18 protein-coding genes are annotated in these 17,168 nt (G+C 46.5%); 5 read left to right on the forward strand and 13 right to left on the reverse strand.

All coding sequences use genetic code 11. The annotated features are described in order from the left end of the window. The first annotated feature begins 13 nt into the window (after positions 1-13). Complete coding sequence (locus AB4Z30_RS08860; RefSeq protein ID WP_441925836.1) at positions 14-112, forward strand: hypothetical protein; 99 nt, start codon at positions 14-16, stop codon at positions 110-112. A gap of 46 nt (positions 113-158) precedes the next feature. On the opposite strand, the gene AB4Z30_RS08865 is transcribed toward AB4Z30_RS08860, so the two are convergent. From AB4Z30_RS08865 to AB4Z30_RS08880, 4 genes are all read right to left on the reverse strand, one after another. Then, a complete protein-coding gene (locus AB4Z30_RS08865) occupies positions 159-1,247 on the reverse strand; it encodes a hypothetical protein (protein ID WP_441925385.1) in 1,089 nt (362 codons plus the stop codon). A gap of 129 nt (positions 1,248-1,376) precedes the next feature. After that, entirely contained in the window at positions 1,377-2,180 is an 804-nt protein-coding gene (locus AB4Z30_RS08870) for a Cof-type HAD-IIB family hydrolase (RefSeq protein WP_441925387.1), read from the reverse strand. Between the two features lie 22 nt (positions 2,181-2,202). After that, entirely contained in the window at positions 2,203-2,964 is a 762-nt protein-coding gene (locus tag AB4Z30_RS08875) for a pseudouridine synthase (protein ID WP_441925389.1), read from the reverse strand. Next, positions 2,961-4,697: an RsmB/NOP family class I SAM-dependent RNA methyltransferase gene (locus AB4Z30_RS08880; RefSeq protein ID WP_441925391.1), complete on the reverse strand. Its 1,737-nt coding sequence runs from the start codon at positions 4,695-4,697 to the stop codon at positions 2,961-2,963. Before AB4Z30_RS08880 ends, AB4Z30_RS08875 begins: the two co-directional genes overlap by 4 nt. Positions 4,698-4,915: 218 nt before the next feature. Between AB4Z30_RS08880 and AB4Z30_RS08885 the strand changes: the two genes are divergently transcribed. Continuing rightward, entirely contained in the window at positions 4,916-5,464 is a 549-nt protein-coding gene (locus AB4Z30_RS08885; protein ID WP_441925393.1) for a thioredoxin family protein, read from the forward strand. 110 nt (positions 5,465-5,574) lie between these two features. Here AB4Z30_RS08885 and AB4Z30_RS08890 read toward each other — a convergent pair whose 3' ends face one another. The 3 genes from AB4Z30_RS08890 to AB4Z30_RS08900 all read right to left on the reverse strand — a co-directional run bounded on the left by AB4Z30_RS08890 (position 5,575) and on the right by AB4Z30_RS08900 (position 8,131). Continuing rightward, positions 5,575-6,096 (reverse strand): DUF309 domain-containing protein, encoded by a 522-nt coding sequence (locus tag AB4Z30_RS08890; protein WP_441925395.1) that lies wholly within the window; start codon positions 6,094-6,096, stop codon positions 5,575-5,577. Continuing rightward, positions 6,083-6,898, reverse strand: coding sequence for a GTP pyrophosphokinase (locus AB4Z30_RS08895; RefSeq protein ID WP_441925397.1), 816 nt, complete (start codon positions 6,896-6,898; stop codon positions 6,083-6,085). The genes AB4Z30_RS08890 and AB4Z30_RS08895 overlap by 14 nt, the downstream gene beginning before the upstream one ends. A gap of 135 nt (positions 6,899-7,033) precedes the next feature. Next, positions 7,034-8,131 carry a quinone-dependent dihydroorotate dehydrogenase gene (locus tag AB4Z30_RS08900; RefSeq protein ID WP_441925399.1) on the reverse strand — a complete coding sequence of 366 codons (1,098 nt, stop codon included), beginning with the start codon at positions 8,129-8,131 and terminating at the stop codon, positions 7,034-7,036. 254 nt (positions 8,132-8,385) lie between these two features. Here AB4Z30_RS08900 and AB4Z30_RS08905 point away from each other — a divergent pair, with 254 nt between their 5' ends. Beyond that, the gene (locus tag AB4Z30_RS08905) at positions 8,386-8,523 is read left to right on the forward strand and encodes a hypothetical protein (RefSeq protein ID WP_192895092.1); all 138 of its coding nucleotides are present in this window, start codon (positions 8,386-8,388) and stop codon (positions 8,521-8,523) included. A 94-nt stretch (positions 8,524-8,617) separates the two neighbouring features. Here AB4Z30_RS08905 and AB4Z30_RS08910 read toward each other — a convergent pair whose 3' ends face one another. The 3 genes from AB4Z30_RS08910 to AB4Z30_RS08920 form a co-directional block, all read right to left on the reverse strand. Then, positions 8,618-10,063 (reverse strand): L,D-transpeptidase, encoded by a 1,446-nt coding sequence (locus tag AB4Z30_RS08910; protein ID WP_441925402.1) that lies wholly within the window; start codon positions 10,061-10,063, stop codon positions 8,618-8,620. Positions 10,064-10,231: 168 nt separating this feature from the next. After that, positions 10,232-10,474, reverse strand: a complete 243-nt coding sequence (locus AB4Z30_RS08915) for a ferredoxin (RefSeq protein ID WP_421897132.1) — start codon at positions 10,472-10,474, stop codon at positions 10,232-10,234. Between the two features lie 120 nt (positions 10,475-10,594). Then, complete coding sequence (locus tag AB4Z30_RS08920; protein ID WP_441925404.1) at positions 10,595-11,908, reverse strand: DNA polymerase IV; 1,314 nt, start codon at positions 11,906-11,908, stop codon at positions 10,595-10,597. Positions 11,909-12,353: 445 nt separating this feature from the next. Here AB4Z30_RS08920 and cimA point away from each other — a divergent pair, with 445 nt between their 5' ends. Beyond that, positions 12,354-13,973 carry a citramalate synthase gene (cimA, locus tag AB4Z30_RS08925; RefSeq protein ID WP_441925406.1) on the forward strand — a complete coding sequence of 540 codons (1,620 nt, stop codon included), beginning with the start codon at positions 12,354-12,356 and terminating at the stop codon, positions 13,971-13,973. Between the two features lie 126 nt (positions 13,974-14,099). Here cimA and AB4Z30_RS08930 read toward each other — a convergent pair whose 3' ends face one another. Then, entirely contained in the window at positions 14,100-14,654 is a 555-nt protein-coding gene (locus AB4Z30_RS08930) for a TlpA disulfide reductase family protein (protein WP_441925408.1), read from the reverse strand. A gap of 161 nt (positions 14,655-14,815) precedes the next feature. On the opposite strand from AB4Z30_RS08930, the gene AB4Z30_RS08935 reads away from it, so the two are divergent. Continuing rightward, complete coding sequence (locus AB4Z30_RS08935) at positions 14,816-15,328, forward strand: Mov34/MPN/PAD-1 family protein (protein WP_441925410.1); 513 nt, start codon at positions 14,816-14,818, stop codon at positions 15,326-15,328. On the opposite strand, the gene AB4Z30_RS08940 is transcribed toward AB4Z30_RS08935, so the two are convergent. Together AB4Z30_RS08940 and AB4Z30_RS08945 are read right to left on the reverse strand one after the other, a co-directional pair. Continuing rightward, on the reverse strand, positions 15,314-16,051 hold the full coding sequence (locus AB4Z30_RS08940; protein WP_441925412.1) for an exonuclease domain-containing protein: 738 nt from the start codon (positions 16,049-16,051) through the stop codon (positions 15,314-15,316). The genes AB4Z30_RS08935 and AB4Z30_RS08940 overlap by 15 nt on opposite strands. Next, a complete protein-coding gene (locus tag AB4Z30_RS08945; RefSeq protein ID WP_441925414.1) occupies positions 16,048-17,133 on the reverse strand; it encodes a DUF294 nucleotidyltransferase-like domain-containing protein in 1,086 nt (361 codons plus the stop codon). Before AB4Z30_RS08945 ends, AB4Z30_RS08940 begins: the two co-directional genes overlap by 4 nt. Positions 17,134-17,168 lie beyond the last annotated feature (35 nt).

Below are 17,168 nucleotides of genomic sequence, written 5' to 3' on the forward strand. Positions count from 1 at the left end.
GGTTAAGCAAGAAGTGAAAAGCTACATGATCTATTACAACCATTATCGAGGTCAATGGAACTTAAACAAGCTGCCGCCTGCACGATACAGACGACAGCTTGAAGCAGCCTAACCTTTTTTAATTTGTCCTTTACAAGGGGTACATTTTATTTCGCCTCTTACCCTTCTATTCTGGCTTCATCAATAATCTGATTACGGTAAAGCATGGTGAGATGCAAGGAGTCGAATTCGATCTCTTTGTTCAGCTCCCGCATCAGCACTTCCACCAAAGTTTTCCGCTGTGCACTCGTACCAGGTACATCATAATCCATATAACCTGTCAGATCTGAATGTGACGTATCAATGGTTGCCGTACCGACAGGGAGACCTCCACGCTCCTGCACGAATAGATCATAGATTCTGAACTCCCGATCCCGGTTCCTAAGCATGACATAGCCTGCTTCTTCCACTTCTTCCGGCTCGATCAAATCGTCGATGGACTCGAGGGATTCGTCCGCCTCTTCATCTTCATCAAGCTCCTCGGAAAAATCACGGTGCACCCACTCGAGCGTCTGCAATTCGTTTCCCTGATGCCACATCCGGATCGTGATCGTATCGATGATCTCCTCGTCCAGTTCCCGTACAAGCAGCTCTGCCGCAGCTTCCTGCACTGTTTCATCAGGTTCGTCATACCAGTGAATTTCTCCTTGTGCGTCAGGTCCATACTGTTTCAGCGTAGCTTCTGCCATCTCTTCTCCTTCGACATCGTTGAACACATAGCTCGATAGGTTACGCCCGGCACTGACCATCTCCATTTCCAGAAGGTGCTCCCGGTCTTCGTATGTAAAAGAATCCTCCCGAGATGTAGGAATGATATCTATCTCGTCAGGTAATACATCGTCATAACGGCTCTCGTCATACTCCTGATCTTCTTCCGATGCTGCTCCTCCGGCAGAAGACCATAACGCTTCCTCATTGATGTCCGCTGGCTGCAGGACGGAATGCAACGTGCCACAGCTCACCAACACTTCATAGTAGGATGCCGCCACCGCATCCCCAAGCGCGCGGATGTAAGCATGGACCTTATCAATAATGAGCTGTTCTACTGCCTCTTCTATCAATTCCTGTTCCAGTTGCAAGCTGCCTGACAAACGCTCCCCTTCTCTGTAGATCAGTAAAAGTGAACCCACATATCGGCCATCCACCATAATATCCTGCACTTCACCACTTGTTGTTCGCAGGTCTGTCGTTAAATCGATCTGTATCATTGCCAGTCCTCCTCATTCCTAACGTATTCTCATAGGATGTCCCCAGAGACAGTAGTTTATGAGGCACTGTGCAATTTCCGCAGGCCCAGGGAGCTCATTTTTGTAGATCAGCTAACGGTCCTAAAGAATTTATACCGACAGAATATACTTATGGATGGCGTGCGCAACGCCTTCATCATTGTTGGACAAGGTCACTTCATCAGATGCTGCTTTCACCTCTTCAGGAGAGTTATCCATCGCAATCCCTTTACCGGCAAAAGTGAGCATCGTAATATCATTGAAATAGTTGCCGATGGCCATAATCTCAGAAGACGCAATGCCTTTGGAATCAGCCAGCCTTTTGAGCGCCGTTCCTTTGGAAGCTTCGGGATGCATCAAATCAATGAAAAAGTCTCCGCTGCGTGTCATGTAATAAGGCAAATTCCAGGACGTCCATTCGCGCTGGACAGCGTCCATCTGCTCGATAGGACCAAACGCTGTAAACTTAGCAAGAGGTTCAGTCATATCTGCCCACCGGGGTAGCTTGAGCGGCTCAGCCAGAAAGTTGTAATACATCTGCCTTACCTGCAGCTCCAAACCTTCGGGTTGATCCACATATAGACCAAAAGCAGTATTGATATCAAAATGCACATCATTTTCACGGCAGTACTTCATAATAGGTTCAAGTCCCTGGGTATCCAGAGCAAATTGATGAATGACTTCCCGGGTATTTACCTGTGCAGTAACAGCACCGTTATGCGTAATGACATACCCATCCAGTCCCATCTGTTTCATAAAAGGAATCGTGTTGGCTGGGCCTCGGCCAGAACAAAGCACAATCTCCGCCCCTTGGCGCGAGGCCTGAATCAACGTTTCCTGTGTCCATTCGGTCAGCTCATGATGATCATTTAATAAAGTTCCATCAACATCCAGCGCAATCAATTTGTACGTCATATGCTTCTCATCCCATCTGTGTTTAGTTGGCTACATTATTTTTTCGTAAACAAGTTAGTTCATCTTCAGTTAATTCGCGGTAACTCCCAATCGCCAGATCGGAAGCCAGCTTCAGTTCTCCCATGGCTACACGTTTTAGATAGATGACACGTTTATCTACAGCCTGGAACATGCGTTTGACCTGATGAAACTTCCCCTCATGGATGATTAGCGAGATAAGCGATACAATGCCTTCCTCTGTTTCTTCATATCCGAGTACGGTCAACTCGGCTGGCATAGTCTCATACCCGTCATCAAGCTGCACGCCCGCTGCGAAACGCTGTACGTCCTCTTCATCCACTTTCCCTAGTACCCGCGCTTCATATGTTTTGGGCACATGCTTGCGAGGAGATAACAGATCATGAGCAAGAGGTCCATCATTAGTCAAAATAAGAAGTCCCTCCGTATCCTTGTCCAGCCTTCCGACCGGGAACGGTTGAAAGATCCGATCTTCCTTGCGCAACAGATCCAGCACCGTTTTATCCCGAGCATCTTCCGTAGCAGATACAACACCGGGCGGTTTGTGAAGCATCAGATAGATCATTTCCCGGTACACAATCCGCTCACCATCCGCTTCAATGACATGGATCGCCGGATCAACCTGAATGCCACTGTCCTTCACTGCTTTGCCGTCCACGTGAATACGTCCCTGCTTCACCATTCTTTTAAGTTCGCTGCGCGTACCTACACCCATATGACTCAATATTTTGTCCAAGCGCTGCGTTTGTTTTCCTTTTCCACTCATACCGATGTCCACCTCCAGCCTGCAGGGTATTCATTCTTCAATACACCGTCCAACCATTTGCCCCAACCAGCAGAATATCCATCCACACATACAAGCACGTAACCCTTGGTTACTGTTGCTTCCTGTAAATTGACCCGTTCCTGCTCAATGTTCAGCGTTTCCCCTTTCAGGTACCTCACCGCTTCTCCATCAGCAGAAGAAAGATTTACACTTCGACGCGCCTCCGATGCACGCAAAGCGCATGCCAGCGGATGGGAAGGCACGAATCGCCCATTTTTAACCGTGCCCATAAACCATCCGGGGCGAATCACTTTCAGTCCCTCCAGTCGGGCGGCACCTACAGCTGACTGATATACACGATCTCCGTAACATACCGTTTCACCCTCAAGCGGTATAACCAGATTTTCATGTACAAACTGAGCATAGACCGCTAATGGATCAACTGAGCTGGAATCAGCACCTCGTCCTTGCACTCGCTCAGGCTTGCGACCACCAGCCTCTTTCCCTTTCTTGCCTGATTTCGCAGTGTACTTACTTCCTCGTGTACTTTTGTCGTTGCTTTCTCTGGATTCAACCCGTAACAAACGTTCCTTTTTACGATCGGCTTTGGTCATAGGAAGCGAAGCCGATCGTAAAAAGGAACGATCCTCACTTGGGTCATACAACAATTCGGACTCATGTACACGTTGTCCGATACTTTGTCTTTCTTCATCCAGCTCTTTACCTGACTTTCCATTGAACTCATCAATAAGTTCTTCTGAACGTCTCGTGCCACTCTCAATACGCTCAAGATGTTTTAACACAGCAACATAATGTCCTTCCCCTTCTATCCGATGAGGCCATAATCGGGCCGTGCCACGTGTCTGATCCAACACTTCTTCTGTCTCAGCTGCCTGCACGGGCAACATCTGACGCACCCATTCCGGGCGTCCTGGGGCAAAACCAGCGTTATCCGCAATATTTACCACTGCATAGTCACGATTCATCTTCAAAAACTCGGCAATCATCGCTTCGTTTTCCTCCGGTGCAAAGGTACAAGTCGAATAAACAATCGTACCTCCCGGAGCCAGTAACCGCGCTGCCGTTTCCAGAATATCGCGCTGCATCAGCACACATTTCTCCACAGAATGATGTTCCCAGGATTTCACCATGTCTTCATCCTTGCGGAACATGCCTTCGCCTGAGCAAGGCGCATCAATCAGCACTTTATCAAAATAATGAGGAAATGCATCCGCGATGCGCTCCGGTGACTCATTGAGCACAACTGCATTTCTTACGCCATACAGTTCCACGTTTTTGGCCAATGCTTTGGTTCGCTCCGCATGAATATCATTCGTGACCAGCACTCCTTTACCTTGAAGCTTGGCAGCAATCTGAGTGGATTTCCCCCCAGGCGCAGCACACAAGTCTAACACGCGGTCACCCGGCTTTACATCCAATTGCTCCACCGGAGCCATTGCACTCGGTTCCTGAATATAATAGAGACCCGCGTGGTAATAAGGATGCAGGCCAGGCTTCACCCCATGAGGCACGTAAAAACCCGTTTCGCACCATGGAATAGGTCTTAAGTCAAACGGGGCAATCTCTTTAAATTGTTCCATTGATATTTTAAGTGTGTTTACGCGGAGCCCGGCATGCGGGGATTGTTCATACGATTTCATAAAAGATTCAAATTCTTCGCCAAGCAAACGTTGCATTCGCTCTGCAAAGCCCAAAGGTAGCTGTACGGCCATAGTTCCACTCATCCTATCCTGTTAAAATGACATATTGCTCTATGTTATCATATCCTGATTTTGCTTGCCTATCCTATCATGTGTATTCCACTACAGCGTGTAATGTAGTATAATGCTAATAGATTGTTTTATCAGCAAAAATTCGGTTGTTTATGCATATTATCCCAGCCTATATTTTTGTTGCAATTTATCTCGATATGAATAATGGGGGATGAACAATGAATTCCAAGAAGAAAAAGAAAAGTGCCTCAATCCTTATCTTCCTCGGCGTACTAGTCGTCATGATTGCTGCGCTGGTTCTCGTGAACCAACAATCCAAGAAACAGATGGATACTGTAGAAAACGCTTATGGCATTGCAGCTTCCAAGCTTAATCCAGCTACACGGGAATTGCTGGACGATCCCAACTATCAACAAATCATTCTGCCGGCAGATCTGAAAGCTAGAATCGACAAGAAGGACAGTTTCTTTGTTTATTTCTTTGCTTCCGACTGCTCACACTGCCGTGCAACGACACCGCAATTGATGCCGCTCGTGGACAGTGAAGGAATCAAGCTTCCACAATTTAATCTACGGGAGTTTGAAGAGGGTTGGACGGATTACAACATTGAATTCACACCTACCCTCGTTTATTATCAAGATGGCGTCGAGAAAGACCGCATGGTTGGCGGCTTGAAAGAGAATGGAAGCGACAACGGTTATTCGCTGGATGACTACAAGCAATTTTTCGAAAAGTATAAAGGAAACACAGCCCCAAGTAAAAGCTAACTTGAATGAACTATAGGTAAAACTAAATTCAATAAATTAAAAACACCCCGATCATTCCTGTACCGGAATCGTCGGGGTGTCTTGTTATACAAGACATAGGATATATAATCCTAATTATTTGCATGATGATTAGCGTTCTCGTTGTGCTCGTGTAGCTCGGCTTGCTGCAGCGCCTTCATTTTCTCTTCGTAAATTCGTCCTCGGGTTGGGCTTCGCCGCTGCGGAACATTAGGTTTTAGCTCCAGCGACCTGGTCTGTATCTGCTCAATAAGTGCCTGATCCTCAATAAGGATAGACAGATCACGATACTCAAGTGTTTCAAGTTTGTTTTCCTGTAACTCCCTCACAAGTTTACGAACGTCTGCCTTCAAAGCCCCAAGCTGGATACCGAGACTAATGTCTGGATATACTTCCAGCAACTCTAGTGAACTCTGGAGCATCATTCCTCCTCCGCGAAGATTACCGTTTCTGTAGTGATACAGCCCCACCGCGATTTGCAACAGACCTTTGTACAGTGGATCGTGATTGCGTTCCAGCCACAACTCCTCAAGCACCTCATGACATTCGAAATAGTCCTGATCCCGATTGAAATAAATCAAATAATCAATGTAGAGTGGTTCATAACTGCTCATCTGGATTTTCGCCCTTTCTGGCGTTGTTCAGAAGTTCCTTCACATCGTCCAGCAACACTTTGAGCCCCTCCATATCATTCCGTTCCCAGCAATCATTAAATCGTCTTTGTGCTTCAATCGCCTCATGAACCAGATGATAGAAATACAGTTGTTGAATGATGCTCAACGTTCTTGATACGATATTGGAGTCATCCTCGAATGCCTTCTGCGCTTCAAGAATCTGTAAACGAATCGCTGACATCTCGTTATCCAGAACAAAGGCAGCTTCTGCCGTTTTCTTCAGTCTCGCTCGCATATCTTCCGGCAGACTTTCCCGAAATTTATAGCTCAGGGAGTGTTCAATCGTTGCCCAGAAATTCATAGCAAGCGTCCGAATTTGAATTTCGGCAAGCACTTTTTTCTGACCCAGAGCTGTTTGTACGGGATACTCAATGATCATATGAAAACTGCGATAACCGCTTTCTTTGAAGTTGGTTATATAATCTTTTTCAATCAATACCGTTAAGTCTTTCCGAGCTCTGATGTATTCAGCCACCCGCCGAATATCATCCACGAACTGGCACATAATTCGAATACCAGCTATATCCTCTATCCCTGTCTCCACATCATCCAGTGCTACATTTAGACGTCTTGATTTTTCCAGAATGCTGGAGATTTTTTTGACACGGCCAGTAACGAATTCAATCGGGGCATATTCTTCCCGTTTTTTCAATTCCGCCCGCATCGTCTTGAATTTTACCTTCAATTCCTCTACCGCTTGTTCATAAGGAAGTAAAAATGTACCCCAGTCTCTACCGTCCATGGTTAAGCCTCCTGTCTCTATAGCATCCCCTGTTCTTATCCATTATACATGATGTTTGCCGGGGGGAAGAGTCCCGATCCATTATCTACTCTTCCTCGCTTCTATAATTCGTGTTCTGGGGTTTTCTATAGCTTCTTAACGGTGGTCTGCACCAACCGCCTCTGATATATGATGATAACCGTCCTTACGGAGCAATTCGCGTAATCCGGCGTGAATCCGGCGATTCACTTCTGGCCCTTCATAGATCAACGCAGTATAGATTTCCACCAGACTTGCCCCGGCTTTAATTTTCTCATAGGCATCCTCACTTGTAAAAATACCACCTGAGCCGATGATCGGAAGCTTGCCTTCGGTCTGTCTGTACACCTGACGAATAATTTCCGTTGAACGTTCACGCAGCGGCTTGCCACTTAGCCCGCCCGTTTCCTGCGCATGCTGATGCGAGAGACCCTCACGGCTAATCGTTGTGTTTGTCGCAATAATACCCGACACCCCACTCGCTGCAATAGTACTAACCATATATTCAAGTTCCTGATCATTCACGTCAGGCGCTATTTTGACAAGCACAGATTTGGCTGCTCCGCCAGCCTTGGCCTGTTGACGATTCATCTCTTCCATGACCGCAGCGAGCAATTCTTTCAATTCATTCCCATGTTGCAGATTACGCAAATCCGGTGTATTTGGTGAACTGATATTAACCACAAACAGATCTGCATAAGTATATAACGCCTGAATGCACTTCGCATAATCCAGATGAGCTTCCTCATTCGGAGTAACTTTATTTTTACCGATATTCACCGCTACAGGGATACGCCGTTCCTGAAGACGTGCAAGCTCGCCTGCCATCGCTTCTGCACCCAGATTGTTGAAGCCCATCCGGTTCACCAGCGCCTCATCTGGCGGCAAACGGAACAGACGGGGCTGATCATTGCCAGACTGAGCCAGTGGCGTCACAGTTCCCACTTCCATAAAACCGAACCCGATCGAGGAAAATCCAGTAACGGCCTGTCCGTTTTTATCCAAACCTGCAGCTAGACCAACCGGTGTAGGAAAATGACAGCCGAACATGTCCACAGCCAAATCCGGGGTTTCCCGCACGCCATACATGACACGCAGTCCAGACGGAACTGGACGAACGCTACCTACACCACTAAGGCCACCAATAATTAGATGATGGGCCTGTTCAGGGTCCATTTTGAACAATAAAGGTTTAGCAAGACTTTTGTATAACAAATCACTCACTCCGTTCTGGTTCGGTACGCCATATGGCCGATCCCCGTCCTCATATGTAAAAAAACTCTACTCACAAGTCTAGCCTTTTCTCCTTCAAAAAGAAAGTCATTTGCGCATAGACAAACAAAATTCAAATCAGATGATCTATACATAAGAAATCAACCCACCTACTGGAAATAGCGGGCTGAATTCTTTACAATGAAAGCATGGTTGCTCTATACCAGTTCGATACCTACTTAAGGAGGAAAAAAGCCATGGCTCAGAAACGTAAACCACCTGCATTGCAGCAAAAAAAAGAAGAGGTTAATCGCAAAGCCATCATATGGACAGCAGCCAGCGTTGGAGGTTTAATCGTTATCATTGGTGCTCTGATTATTATTGCCAATATGTAGATGATTCAGAAGGCTGTGACTTAACCTACATATGGAGATCGCTGAACAAAGCGGATGCTTACGGATAAAACGAACATACGGAATGTACGCAAAATTAGTTTAACCAGTGATACGTTTTGTTTGGATTGTTCTGCTGAGGAACAAGTTTGTACTTATACCGCTGTTCGCTCTTTGGCACAGACGTAAGCTCTGGCAGCAAATTTTTACCAATGCGTACCGGAGTTCCCTGCGGAGCAAGAGCAAACAGCTCCTCCACATCCGCTTTGCTCATTCTCACACATCCAAGGGACTCGTCAAGTCCGATGCTATCTGGCTCATTAGTCCCGTGGATGGCATAATTCGTATTCGAAAGCTGCATGCCTCGACTTCCAAACTCTCCATTCGAGTGACCATTCGGATTAACCACTTTATCCGTAATGACATATGAGCCCTCAGGCGTCCGCTCCCCGCCAAGACCCACTTCATACATCCGAACAATCGTGCTCCCGCTTATGAGCGCCAGCCTGTGGTTACTCTTGTCGATAACAATCTCGAGCGGCTTCTCCAAAAAGGGCTGTCCACCCAATGTATCAGCAAACGGAGCCTTTTTCCCCTTGGATAATTCAGCAGCCTGTGTTCTCCCGATATCGGCAGCCCCCCTCTCTACCGCTTGAGTCTTGGCTTGAGACATCGCTAACAGTTCTGGAAACATATCGCTCATTTCAGCTGAAGTTTCTCCCAAAATATTGTTTGGAAACGGCTGAGCCAAGGCAGTGACACTCTTTGGCCACGCTTTGTGTTGCTTATGATATGAGATGATTGCACTTGATAACGCCGCAGCTGTCTCCTGTTTGCTTGTCCAGGAGAGCGCCATTCGTTTGATCTTGGAGGAAACTTCGGGAGGTTTGCAGTTACATTGTTTAGCATCATAACTCTGGGCCGTAAGCTTGCCTTTTTGATTCGTTTGCATAATATATTTTACAGGCATGTCCCGTTTCCAGATGTACCACGTCTTAGCTGTCTGCATGCCGAGTACAGCCGTTGTTTTAACCCCTGCTCCTGATTCGGACCAGGCAGCAGCAAGTGCTGTTCCCCCATCATTTCCATTGCCAAATCCAGCAGCAGTGAACACATTATTCTGTTCCACAGACGCCTGACTCGCTCCTCGCTGCTCTTTCGCAGGCATTCCATCTGGCATGTCATCCTCTGATTCCAGAGCCTCAGACAGAGCGTCCGCTGCCCCACGATTGGCACCAGGGGCATCCGCAGGTGGCAAACCTGCTAACAAGAGAAACATTAGCAGCGTCAGCCACATTTTGCGTTTGCGCCTCTTTTTCTCCTTTTGCTCAGACACCTCTACCAGCTTCTCCTGGTAATCCATCCATATGTCGGCAGGAGCTTTACTGCGTTCAAAAGCTTCGTACACTTCGCCCGCTTGTTGGAAACAATAATTCGCCTTCGCTTCCTGTCCTTCGCCCAGATACTCTTTGCCAAGCAAATACCATGCCATTTTATTATCTGGATGTTTCTTGACATATGACCTTAGATCCGTGTTTTGCATCTAATCCTCCACTATTTCCGCCTTGTGCTTATAGAGTATATATCGGCAGCCAGAGGCAAAATATGCATAGGACTTCAGTACTTGGTACTAACTATGTAAACACATAAAAAAGCACACCTTCTGTCACTGGGACAAAACATGTGCCTTATTGTACAATATGGAGAAAAATTAACCTTCTTTATTAAAAGGCTCGTCCGCTACTTTAATGGAATCTGTAGGGCAGCCGTCGCATGCATCCTGCATATCATCGAACAAATCTTCAGGAATAGCCTTGATTCCATGGTTGGCATCACCATCAAAAATAACTTCTGCCAAACCTTCATCATCATAATCATAGATATCTGGAGCTGTTGCTCCGCAAGCGCCACATGCGATGCATGTATCTTTTTCAACCCAAGTATATTTACTCATTATACAATCTCTCCTCCTAGGATTCACCACGAACCGTGTTTTTATCTAAAAACATATTAAACCAAAGTTAGAATAATTACAAATCAATTTGCAATAACCACAACTTTATATTATCCCTATTTAATCTAAACTTTGCAAGTTATCTTTTTGCAATGAAGTTCCCCTTACCTTGTGGTTGCGAAGTAATGTGGAAGGATCATCACCCAGCATACCTGCGGTGACAACTGCATTTTCACCAAACTTATCCCGTAACTGATCCATAATACGTATCAAACTTTCCTTTTTTGGCTTCTGTTCATATTCGAACAAATCCATCTGCACAGCGGATTCCTCCCGCGGAATCAAATTCTGCAGCGTAATGCCAAGCATTCGTACAGGCTTTCCGCTCCCCCAATGTTTTGCAAAGAGCTGGCAAGCTTCTCGGTAAATGACTGCTGCGTCCTCTGTAGGGATATCCATCATGCGTGACCTCGTGATCGTTTTCATGTCAGGGGTACGAATGGTGATCTGGATGCCCTGACTGAACATTTCATGTTTGCGTAATCTTCGGGCAACCTGATCACTGATGTTGAGAAATACCCGCTGGATATCACTTATTTCAGAGACGTCGGCTGGCAGTGTCGTCGTGTGTCCAATCGATTTGTTCGCTTCCCGTTCAGCAACGACCGGAGAGTGATGAATACCATTTGCCGAATTTTTGAGCCATGTTCCATTCACACCAAACAGGTCTGTCAGCATTTTTTCATCAGATTTAGCCAGTTGGCCGATCGTATCTATCCCCAGCTTTTTAAGCTTCTCGGCTGTCTTCTTCCCAATGCCAAACATCTCGTTACACGGTCTGTGCCATAAAATACGCGGCACGTCCCTCATCCGCAAAATCGATATGCCGTTCGGTTTTTTCAGATCCGAAGCCATCTTGGCAAGCAGCTTGTTCGGCGCAATCCCAATGGAACACGGCAGGCCAAGTTCCTCCATGATTCTCCGCTGAATCTGTTCAGCGATTTCAATAGGTGTTCCGAATTGTTTGGACCCCGTAATATCCAGATAACACTCATCAATCGAGGTCGCTTCCAGCAGCGGCGTATAACTATATGCAATCTGCATAAAAGCTCTGGAGTATTGACGATACAGATGAAAGTCAGGGCGAATTACTATCAGATCAGGACATTTTTTCATCGCTTGATGTACAACCATGCCCGTGGAGATCCCTCTGCCTCGGGCTGTGTATGAACAAGTAACAATGACACCCTTGCGCAGTTCACTGCTTCCCGCAACGGCTGTTGCCTTTCCACTATATAACTCCGGCTCTTCTGCTTCATGTACAGAACAATAGAAGGCATTCATGTCCACATGCAGAATCACTCTGCCTGCTGCTGGATAATACTCACTTACATCGATTGGAGGATTGCTGTCTGAAGACTTCACGCCTCCCATCCTTTCTATCCTCCCAGCCCGGGAGTTCACTTTATTTTCGTCCAGGTCTATTGTTATTCTTGAAAATGGCCCGGACAACCAGACCAATAATAATCAGAGGAATTACTGCAATTATTACATTCTCCCATACTATAGTCACCGTTATCCCCTCTCTTCCATCAAACCAAATTATAACATAGATGTCTGTTTAATATCCCCAGACGCTTTTACACAATTAAATCGGCAAATGTTTACGTTAACCTGCGAATTCTATGTAGCATTTGGCTATAATGATGCTATAATACTTAATTATACAAATTCACACCTTTGGGACAAATCTATCAAACCAGTTTAACACAGTGTAGCGTTGCTACATCGAAGGATTTATCCATTAACATTTTTAACTGCTTTTCAACCACACGACCAAAACTTATAAAACAGCGCTTTACCTAAAAGGAGGATCTTCATGTCAAAGGCCATCTCCATCTTCGATACGACTTTACGTGACGGCACACAAGGAGAGGGTGTCAGCTTATCGGCAGATGACAAACTCAAAATTGCCAAAAAGCTGGATGACCTCGGTGCTCATTATATTGAAGGCGGAATTCCAGGCAGCAACACCAAGGACATTGAGTTTTTCAAAAGAGTCAAGGAACTGAAGCTGAACGCCAAGGTCGTTGCATTCGGAAGCACACGTCGCAAAGGCAGCATTGCCAGCGAAGATGCCAACTTGAAGCGTATGATTGAATCCGGGGTACAGGCCGCAACACTGGTCGGAAAATCATGGGACTTTCATGTGCATACCGCTTTGCAAACAACGCTCGATGAAAATCTATCTATGATCTATGATTCCATCGCATTCTTGAAGCAAAGCGGAATGGAAGTCATTTTTGATGCCGAGCACTTTTTCGACGGGTTCAAAAATAACCCCGAGTATGCACAAGCCGTCTTGACCAAAGCTCATGAAGCCGGGGCTGACTGGCTGGTGATGTGCGATACCAACGGCGGAACGATGCCGCACGAAGTTCACGAGATCGTGTCCACCCTGCACCGAACGCTGCCTCATGCTCATCTTGGTATTCATACTCATAATGATTGTGAGCTGGCTGTTGCAAATACCCTCAGCGCTGTACAAGCTGGAGCTCGTCAGGTTCAAGGCACAATGAACGGTTATGGTGAGCGCTGTGGTAACGCCAATCTTGCTTCCATTATCCCTAATTTACAGTTAAAGCTTGGTTACGAGTGTGTGTCAGATGATTCCATGAAACAACTCACGAATGTTGCCCGCTACATCAGTGAGATTGCAAACGTGAATATGCCCATTAACCAACCTTACGTGGGTAATGCCGCCTTTGCTCACAAAGGCGGGATCCACGTATCAGCCATCTTGCGTGATTCACGGACATATGAACATATCGTGCCAGAACTGGTCGGCAACAAGCAGCGTGTGCTTGTCTCTGAACTGGCTGGACAGAGTAATATCGTGTCCAAAGCGCAGGAACTCGGTTTGGAGTTTGACCCAAGCAGTGCGAACTCACGCCAGATCATTGAAAAAATTAAGGATTTGGAACATCAAGGTTACCAATTTGAAGGTGCAGATGCTTCACTGGAATTATTAATTCGTGAAGCCAACGGAGATATGAAAGAACTGTTCACATTCGAATCTTTTAAAATGCTTGTGGAGAAAACGGCTGGTAAATCCGTTGTATCCGAAGCTTTTGTCAAACTAAATGTCGCAGGAACAAGTGTGTACACCGCTGCGGAAGGCAACGGTCCAGTTAACGCGCTTGATAACGCACTTCGGAAAGCACTTGTGCAGTATTTCCCTTCTCTTGCTCATATGCACTTGTCTGACTACAAAGTTCGTGTATTGGATGAGAAGGATGCCACCGCGGCCAAAGTTCGTGTATTGATCGAATCCAAAAATACAGAGAACACCTGGAACACGGTTGGTGTATCCGAGAATGTCATCGAAGCCAGTTGGGAAGCGCTTGTACACAGTTTCAGGTATGCTTTGCTTCAGGAAAATATCCTGAACGAGCCGGACCCAATCTCGATCCCGACTCCTGGGCTGATCAATCATTAAAATTTTAAATCAAGCCTAAACACAGTCCAAATTCTTATTTCCCGGAAAATAAAGAAAGCTTCTGCAGCCATTACTGATGGCAGCAGAAGCTTTTTTAATTGCAGAACACGTAAGCACACAGTCCTTTTAGTTTGCAATCAACTTTTTAATTTTTTTCTCCAGCTCTTTTTCTGGCAATATGCCAAGTACGATCTCTTGAATGACCCCACGAGAATCAATCAAAACATTCGTTGGAAATGCAACGCCATTATATTGAGCATATACTGTTCCTTTTTCATCAAGCGGAATCGGAAATGTAAGCTTGTACTCATCCACAAAAGCTTTGGCATCCTTCAGTTTATCGTATGAAGTAACATTTACACCGTACAGATCCAGCTTGTCCTTGTATTTTTCCGCGAAATGGTTTAGTTCCGGTGCTTCTTGTTTACATGGATCACACCATGATGCCCAGAAACTGACAAAGGTTGCTTTTTCTTTCGCCCCACCCACGCTATAAGTCTTACCATCCATCCCTTTCAGAGAGAACGGCGGTGCTAGCAAACCAGCCTTCGGCCCTGTCTCCGTTGGCAGAGGTTGCTCCTGTTTAAAAACAGCTGCTATGCCACTGTCCTTATTCTGAGCTAGCGCTATACCAACAAGCAGAACAACTCCAAGCAGTATGTATATGTTACGTTTCATCATTCGCCACCCTCTTGTTCAGTCAAAGTGTCCAAATAGTGTCACAACGATCCTTTATGATATTGTACCCTTTTCCCTTAAAATTTTACAATCCAGATGGAACAAAATAAAATAAAAAGGACCCCTGCATAAGCAGGAGCCAAAAGAGAGAGGGGTGAATACAAATGGCAGCACTTCACGGGCAGCAAAACACCTTAACTCTCCCCCGCTCGGTGGAACAGGAAATGTCCAGGCACATGCATCTTTCGCTGCCGCAGGAAGCCTGCGGGGTTGTGCTGGGTGAAACCGCAGCGGGCGGCATACGAATCAGTCGGTTTCAGCCCATTCGTAACGTAGCGCCTGACCCGCTGCATCACTTCTCACTCGATCAAAGGGAATGGATACAATGTTTTTACTCCGAATGTACCATCGTTGGTATCTTTCACTCCCACCCGCGCACAATACCGATTCCTTCGAAGGAGGATCTGCAAGCCCTTCCGAACTTCGCAGGTGTGGTTCAGACTTATCTGATTGGCGCACCTGATCTTTCTGTCTCAACTTCAGCTTCAAACGAGGCGACGTCAAGCATGCTCCTGAATGCTTACCAGATTATATCGAATGAAGAACAGCGACGACGAGGGGCATCGTCTTCTATACCCTCGTATTGCCTGGTGCCACTAACGTTACGCATGACTTAACCGAGTGTAGAGGTCACCCAATGTCTCAATGTTTTTTCGTTGCATGTCCTCTAGATAACAAGACCATAACTGCGCCGTCATTTTAGCATCTTCAAGCGCATGATGTCGCCCATAGATGGGAATGCCTCTCGAGTCCAGTAATTCATCCAGCCCGTATCCGGGTCTTGTGGGTTCAAGCCAACGGGCGAGCATCATCGTGTCAATCAAACGATGGGTCAGCCTGACTTTGGAGGTTCGCCACAACGCTGCATTGAGGAAAGCACGGTCATGCGCACTCGCATGAGCAACAAGTACATTCCCACCAACAAAAGACATGAAATCATGTAGTCCCTTCAGAAGTGTTGGCGCCTCTTTTGTCATCTGCTGCGTAATTCCCGTAAGTTCAGTAATATGCTTCGGCACCGCCGTCTTTGACTGTACCACAGTGTAAAACTGTTCCTCCTCCAGTACAACACCGCCTCGAATGCGCACTGCACCAAAGGAGAGAATCTCATCTCCATGCTGGGGGGAAAAGCCCGTTGTTTCCAGATCAAACACCACTGCATCCAGTTCCTTTAAAGGTGTATGCAACACTTCTGGTCTACGCTGCTCCCTCATCATGGAACGGATGAACGCCATATGTTGCGCCGTAGGGGCTCCCATAATGGAAGCGATGGCGGAAGGAACCCCTCCCTGACGCAGCGAATTCCAAAACCCTGTACTGCCCCTAGCCGGCTCTCTCATGGACGTCTCCTTTCTGCAAAACGCAACTGTCTCTGCAAAGCACGGTGCACTCGCTTAACGAGTCCCAGTGTCTCTCTCAGATCATAATGAATCTGCTTTTGTTTCATTTGTTTTTCGTCCAAAAAACCACCACTCTGCTGCAAATCCTCTCGGATAACAACAGGTGTATTTCGGCGCAGTTTCAGCGCAGACGTAAACGCACGCTGGCACGTATCCGTTAACTGAAAAGGAAGCGCCTCAAGCGAAGTCAGTCTCTCCATTCGTTTTAACGTTGATGATTCCTGAATTCCATGCTGTAAAGCCAAAAATCTGGCACTGTTGACCAGCGGAATATACACACCGTATTTGACATCAAAACCGCCTGCGTGTTCACCAAATCGCTCTGTAACTACGCGACCCAGTATATTTAACGTCGCCTTATGTTTTACCGTATTACGTAACACTGCATCAGAGAGCTCTGGAACTCGGCGGAACTGTTCATAAAAGCTCGTAAGCCAAGCCTCTGCAAGATTAGCTTCCCCTGCAATAAAACGCATATCGGAAGCGATGATCAGATTACGCACCGGCTCCCAGTTTAAGTCGGAACTCCATTCGAATAATTGCTTTTGCCAATCAGCCAATGTTTTATGCCAGAGCGGCTCCGAGCACATCACCTTGCCCTCACATTTGGCATAACCCAACTGTTCCAATAGATCGGCAATACGTACTCCTAGTTCCATAAAATATTCTTCTTTTCCTGCATGCGGAGTATCGCTGATAATCATGCCATTATCCTGATCACTCCATAATGTCGCTTCTTCCCTGCCGGAGCTTCCAAATACGATAAAGGCATAGGGGACGGGAGGCTGGCCGAAGCCCTCCTCTACCATCCCCTGAATGCATAACTCTACTGCTTTCCGTGCAATGCGGTCATGCAGTTCATTTACCGTTTCGTACCATTCGACCAGCGACAAGGAAGCGGACAATGATTCCTGGAGCTCTCTCTGTAAAGTGACGCGGGCCTGGCGCAGCTCATGTACAGAAGCCGCACCATCAATCCCTTGATAAGACCAGGAAAGATTCGTTGTTGAGATAGGTTCCATCACATCCAGCCTCCTTGAAGCAATTTCAATCATCG

The organism is Paenibacillus sp. 2TAF8, from assembly GCF_052114825.1.
Taxonomy (GTDB): Bacteria; Bacillota; Bacilli; order Paenibacillales; family Paenibacillaceae; genus Paenibacillus.

Excerpts from the sequence above, each read along its gene's own strand:
- AB4Z30_RS08865 (WP_441925385.1), bottom strand. The coding sequence starts at position 1,247 with ATGATACAGATCGATTTAACGACAGACCTGCGAACAACAAGTGGTGAA.
- AB4Z30_RS08870 (WP_441925387.1), bottom strand. The coding sequence starts at position 2,180 with ATGACGTACAAATTGATTGCGCTGGATGTTGATGGAACTTTATTAAAT.
- AB4Z30_RS08875 (WP_441925389.1), bottom strand. The coding sequence starts at position 2,964 with ATGAGTGGAAAAGGAAAACAAACGCAGCGCTTGGACAAAATATTGAGT.
- AB4Z30_RS08880 (WP_441925391.1), bottom strand. The coding sequence starts at position 4,697 with ATGGCCGTACAGCTACCTTTGGGCTTTGCAGAGCGAATGCAACGTTTG.
- AB4Z30_RS08885 (WP_441925393.1), top strand. The coding sequence starts at position 4,916 with ATGAATTCCAAGAAGAAAAAGAAAAGTGCCTCAATCCTTATCTTCCTC.
- AB4Z30_RS08890 (WP_441925395.1), bottom strand. The coding sequence starts at position 6,096 with ATGAGCAGTTATGAACCACTCTACATTGATTATTTGATTTATTTCAAT.
- AB4Z30_RS08895 (WP_441925397.1), bottom strand. The coding sequence starts at position 6,898 with ATGGACGGTAGAGACTGGGGTACATTTTTACTTCCTTATGAACAAGCG.
- AB4Z30_RS08905 (WP_192895092.1), top strand. The coding sequence starts at position 8,386 with ATGGCTCAGAAACGTAAACCACCTGCATTGCAGCAAAAAAAAGAAGAG.
- AB4Z30_RS08910 (WP_441925402.1), bottom strand. The coding sequence starts at position 10,063 with ATGCAAAACACGGATCTAAGGTCATATGTCAAGAAACATCCAGATAAT.
- AB4Z30_RS08915 (WP_421897132.1), bottom strand. The coding sequence starts at position 10,474 with ATGAGTAAATATACTTGGGTTGAAAAAGATACATGCATCGCATGTGGC.
- AB4Z30_RS08920 (WP_441925404.1), bottom strand. The coding sequence starts at position 11,908 with ATGGGAGGCGTGAAGTCTTCAGACAGCAATCCTCCAATCGATGTAAGT.
- cimA (WP_441925406.1), top strand. The coding sequence starts at position 12,354 with ATGTCAAAGGCCATCTCCATCTTCGATACGACTTTACGTGACGGCACA.
- AB4Z30_RS08930 (WP_441925408.1), bottom strand. The coding sequence starts at position 14,654 with ATGATGAAACGTAACATATACATACTGCTTGGAGTTGTTCTGCTTGTT.
- AB4Z30_RS08935 (WP_441925410.1), top strand. The coding sequence starts at position 14,816 with ATGGCAGCACTTCACGGGCAGCAAAACACCTTAACTCTCCCCCGCTCG.
- AB4Z30_RS08940 (WP_441925412.1), bottom strand. The coding sequence starts at position 16,051 with ATGAGAGAGCCGGCTAGGGGCAGTACAGGGTTTTGGAATTCGCTGCGT.
- AB4Z30_RS08945 (WP_441925414.1), bottom strand. The coding sequence starts at position 17,133 with ATGGAACCTATCTCAACAACGAATCTTTCCTGGTCTTATCAAGGGATT.